This is a genomic window from Desulfobacter sp. UBA2225 (assembly GCF_002348205.1).
Lineage (GTDB): Bacteria > Desulfobacterota > Desulfobacteria > Desulfobacterales > Desulfobacteraceae > Desulfobacter > Desulfobacter postgatei.
Window position 1 is genome coordinate 1 of the sequence record NZ_DDYV01000279.1, and the last position, 5,189, is coordinate 5,189.

At 50.2% G+C, this 5,189-nt stretch carries 5 protein-coding genes; all 5 read left to right on the forward strand.

Going from position 1 to position 5,189, the window contains the following annotated elements:
• Positions 1-446, forward strand: a 446-nt coding sequence (locus tag B3D59_RS14520) for an ABC transporter ATP-binding protein (RefSeq protein WP_286820963.1), incomplete at its 5' end; no start/stop codon positions are given.
• Between the two features lie 395 nt (positions 447-841).
• A complete protein-coding gene (locus B3D59_RS14525; RefSeq protein ID WP_286820972.1) occupies positions 842-1,168 on the forward strand; it encodes a PilZ domain-containing protein in 327 nt (108 codons plus the stop codon).
• A gap of 426 nt (positions 1,169-1,594) precedes the next feature.
• Complete coding sequence (locus B3D59_RS14530) at positions 1,595-2,572, forward strand: TAXI family TRAP transporter solute-binding subunit (protein WP_286820976.1); 978 nt, start codon at positions 1,595-1,597, stop codon at positions 2,570-2,572.
• Positions 2,573-2,614: 42 nt separating this feature from the next.
• Positions 2,615-4,051: an ExeA family protein gene (locus B3D59_RS14535; RefSeq protein WP_286820978.1), complete on the forward strand. Its 1,437-nt coding sequence runs from the start codon at positions 2,615-2,617 to the stop codon at positions 4,049-4,051.
• Positions 4,052-4,157: 106 nt separating this feature from the next.
• Positions 4,158-5,171, forward strand: coding sequence for a type I glyceraldehyde-3-phosphate dehydrogenase (locus tag B3D59_RS14540; protein ID WP_286820981.1), 1,014 nt, complete (start codon positions 4,158-4,160; stop codon positions 5,169-5,171).
• The last annotated feature ends 18 nt before the right edge of the window (positions 5,172-5,189 follow it).

Consider the following 5,189-nt stretch of genomic DNA (forward strand, 5'->3'; position numbering starts at 1 on the left):
TCGGCGACCTGACGGTCAGGGAGAACCTGGAGCTGGGCGCCCTGGCCTTAAGGCTCAGCCGCCCGGAGATGGCCCGGCGCCTGGAGGCGGTTTCGGCCCGCTTCCCCAAACTCAAAGAACGGGCCGGGCAGCGGACCAATACGCTCTCAGGCGGGGAGCAGCAGATGGTGGCCATTGGTCGTGGGCTTATGGCCAGGCCCAAAATTCTGATGCTGGATGAACCCTCCCTTGGACTGGCCCCTGTTTTGGTTAAGAGCATTTTTGAGACCATCCGGAAAATCGCCGACCAGGGCACCACCGTTCTTCTGGTTGAACAGGATGTAAACCATTCATTGCGCCTGTCAGACCGGGGCTATGTGCTGGAACACGGCAGAGTTGCCCTGGAGGGCAAGGCCGATGAACTTTTAGGTAATCCCTACATTAAAGAGGCTTATCTGGGGATTTAGCCGTGAATTTTTTTTCAGGCCCCCTTTTTGGGGGCTTCCTGAAGCCACCCGCGCTGCTCTATTAAATCAATACGCTTCATTATATTGAAAAACAATCGCCCCATACGCAGGCGATGCGCTTGGTAAAACAGCCAAAGGCGTACGAGCGGCAGAAAATTGTATCTCACCAGCCTGCCTTTATTCAAGATAAAAATATTCAATGTACTTTAGCAACCTCTCCTGATATAATTTTTTGCAATCCTGATTTTCTGAATTTTCTATAGCTGGTAATAATTCAATATAACAGCCATGGGCTCACCTGACATATCAACTGCCGGGCATACATAGCCCACAACAAAGTTTGAAAGATCTGAGCAACTTATCCAGACTTTATTATAAATAAAAGGAGATTAACAATGAGCCCTTATTCCGAACAACGTAAATATATACGTGTGGAATGTAACAACCCTGCCTATGTTTACAGATACGAAGACCAGGGTCTGTACTACAATGCAAGCATGTACAATTACAGCAGCGGAGGCAATTATCTGGCTTCGGACGAAAAAATGGATATCGGACAGCAGGTTTATATCAGGATAAAAAATTACGACCAGGCCTCAAAAGGCCCTGAAAAATACGAAAACTATACAGGTTATGTTAAATGGTCCACGGAACTGGGCACCTCACACCCGGGAGGCCGGTATGGGTACGGCATTGAATATGCGGAGCCCATATATTATTAGTCGGTAGCTCCGGCCGCAGATTTTTTCTATTTCCCTGCGGCCGGGGGATTGTTGGAAAATTTTCGCACACTTTTTTACTCCATTTTCCCCGGCGGATAGGGGAATTATTTAGAAAATTCATACATCTTTTTCACAATTTTTCGTCAATTATATGAGGTCATTCAATTATTCCTTGTTAATGTGGTATTGCTCCTTGACTTTGTGCCTCAATTTGGTAAACCATTATCGAAAAGAAAAAGTATCCGACGCTATTTTTTATAAAAAAGTTACCGGTAACCCCGGGGTGTCACTTTCCACTTTCGTTGTGGGCCACGTTGCAGTCAAAAAAACAAATTGGCCCGTGCCCGCTATACCGGCCGACGGAAGGACATAGTCTGACATAATTTTTATCTGGCCCCGATGCCGGTACAATTTATGGGGGACATTATGATTCGCAAATTCATTCTGGTATTGGGTATCCTGATCTGGACAACCATGTGCGGCACAGCATCTGCAGGGGAGCTGGGAATAATCACCGGCGGCGCAAAAGGTACGTACTTCCAATTCGGCCTGAATCTGAAGGAATTAGGCAAAAAATTCGGATATAACATCCATGTATACAACTCCCGGGGATCGGTGGAAAATGTATATGCCGTGTACAAGCGCCCTAAGACCGAGATGGGTATTGTCCAGTCCGATGTACTGGCATTTGTGCTCAAGGTGCAATCCAACAAGGTCCTAAAGAGTATTGCAAGAAAGACGAAAATGGTTTTCCCCTTGTACAACGAAGAGGTCCATCTGCTGGGTAAAACCGAAGTTGCGTCGTTTGATGACCTGGAAAACAGGCGGGTGGCCGTGGACAAGGAAGGTTCGGGCACCTATCTCACTGCCAAGCTCCTTTTTGAGGTTTCGGGTATCAAACCGGCCCAAACCCTGGCCGTGGGCACGGATGATGCCCTGTCCATGCTCAAGGCCGGCACCATTGACGCCATGTTCTACGTGGCCGGATTCCCCGTAGCCCTTTTTTCCGAGCAGGTTACGGTCGGGGATGGGTTGCACATCGTGCCCATAGGCAACAAAAGCATTACCGAATTCTACCCTGTTGCCCAGATTCCGGCCGGCACCTATCCATGGCAGAGCCAATCCGTATCGACCGTTGCGGTGAAGGCTGTTCTGGTCTCCTTTGATTTCAGGGGGAGCAACTGCGATTCCGTGGGAGAATTTGCCAACATTGTTTACGATAACCTGGAGTGGCTCAAACAAAACGGTCATCCGAAATGGAAAAGTGTAGACCTGGACTATCCCCTCAAAGGATGGGATCAGTATGACTGCGTTAAAAAACATCGCAGAGGCGGCAATCCCAGAGAAACGGGTCAGCCTATGGAAGAGAACCCTTTGCTGGATGCCATCAAAGAGATGCTCTAAATCTGGCCTATCGGAACCGGGACCGACCAAGGGAGGCACACCATGTATTGCACCCATTTCAACCTGAAAAAAAAACCTTTCCAGCTCAGTTCGGATAACAGTTTTCTGTGGTTGGGCAACACCCACGCCAGGGCTTTAGACCTTCTCAAACGCGGTATTGAAGGGCCTGAGGGGTTGCTGATTCTCACCGGAGACATCGGCACGGGCAAGACCACCCTGATCCATGAACTGCGCCATTGCCTGCCCCAAGAGACCGCAGTGGCCCATATCACAGATCCGAGCATTGAACTCCACTATCTGTTTCTTTCCATTGCCCGGGCCCTGGGATTTGATGAGCTTTATAGGGAAGGCGAAGAATTTGGCCCGGTTCTGTCGGCTTTTTTAAACCGCCTGCACCAGGCCCGAAAAAAATGCCTGATCATTATTGACGAGGCACACCTGATTCCGGAGCGATTCCTGGCCCTGCTCCCCTCCTGGGCAAAATTTGCGCCGGATAATACCCTTACTATCATCCTTGCCGGTCAACTGGAACTCCACCAAGTCATGGAAAAAAAACTGGGTCCTTCATGGGAAAAGCAGGTGGATGTCCATGCCATGCTTTCCCCCCTGGAAGAAAAACAGACCCGGGACTATATCCACCGGCGCCTTGAGTTGGCCGGTGCAACACACAGGATTTTCACCCCCGAAGCTGTCCGGGAAGTACATGGGTATACCAAAGGCATTCCCCGGCGCATCAACATCGCCTGCGACCAGGCCATGATCGCCGCTTATTCAAAAGATATGCAAACCATTGACGCCCAGACCTTTCAGAATGCCGTGGGTATTTTGAAACTTCCCCAGGTACCGGTGCCTGTCTCCCCGCCGGCGCCGTTACCTACAACGCGTTTGGCCGGCCTAAAGTCCCGGTGGCCGGTAAGGCCACTGCCCTCCTTGGCAGCAGCCGTTTTCCTGGCGGTTATCGCCTATACTTTTTACCCCCGGATACTTTCCGTTCCGGATCAAATACAGCATCCCCAAATCAAAACACCGGCAACACAAAAGAGCTCCGTTTTTGTGCCGACCATGACCGTTCCGCCTCCTTCAGCCACGGAAACCCAAGGGGATCTGTCCGAGGCAGCATCTGGGCTGGAAGCGTTTCAGGCAGAACACCTGATTCCGTCCCTGGAACCCAGCCAAGTACCACCAGGACCCTCTGAACAAACCACTGCCGAATCCGACGGGAGCGCCGATATGGATAAATTTATCAGAGAGGTCTTCATTATTGACAAGGCCGATTCTATGGTCCGGGCTCTGGATCCGTCCCCCCGGCTATCGGCCCATAAAGCACCGGCACCTGAAACACCTGCACCTATCCCTGCCGAGGCCCCGGCATCCCGCTACAGAAACACTGAACCTGTGCATGACCCCACGCCGACAACATCCGCCCAGCCAGACCCGGATGCTGTCATTGACTGGCTTATAAGAAAAAAATCCAGCTGATTGCCTCTATGTATTCAAACGTGCACCTTTATCTTGACATAAGCCGTATCTCCCTGGTATTAAAAGAGTTTTTTTATTAACTCCAAACGGTTCAGGAAGTCTGGCAATGGCATATAAGATAGCGGTGAACGGATATGGACGGATCGGGCGTTGCGTCGTGCGCGCCCTTTACGAGTCCAAAGCATACAGAGAACAGCTTTGCCTTGTGGCCATTAATGAAGCCTGGCATCCGGATACGGTGTTTCATCTGACCCGGTTTGATTCCACCCATGGACGGTTTCCGAAAGATGTGAGGAAAACTACCCGGGGTATGGCCATTGAAAACGATGAAATTTGTCTGCTCCAGGAAAAAAATATCGGGTATTTGCCCTGGAAAGACTTGAAGGTGGACGCAGTTCTCGACTGCACCGGTATTTTTAATGACAGGCCGGCTGCTAAACAGCATCTGCTGTGCGGTGCGGGAAAGGTTATTTATTCCCATCCCGGCAAAGATGAAATGGATGCCACAATTATATACGGGGTGAATCACAACAGTCTGAAAGCTGAACATGCGGTTATTTCCAATGCCTCCTGTACCTCTAACTGCCTGATTCCCATTTTAAGCGTCATTGATGCCGTGCTTGGCATTGACAGCGGCTCCATTACCACCATTCATTCCGCCATGAACGACCAGCCTGTGATTGACGCATATAATACGGATTTGCGTAAAACAAGGTCTGCCCTGCAGTCCATTATTCCGGTGACCACGTCACTTGCAAAGGGAATCGGCAGGATTTTGCCCCATCTGGACAAAAAATTTGAAACCCTGGCTATCCGGGTCCCCACCACCAATGTTTCGATCATGGACATTACCCTTGTGGTGGGGGCGGATACAGATGCGGAGCAGATCAATGACCTGCTTACCCGGGCTGCAGCATCGAATTTAAAAGGGATTCTAGGGGTGAATGATGAACAGTTGGTCTCCTGTGATTTTAACCATGATCCCAGGTCCGCCATTGTTGATCTTCCCCAGACCCGGGTGTCGGGATCACGGCTTGTGAAAATTCAGTCATGGTTTGACAATGAGTGGGGGTATTCCAACAGGATGCTTGACACCACAATTGCCGCCCTGAATAAATAACAGCCATGGGCTGACCTG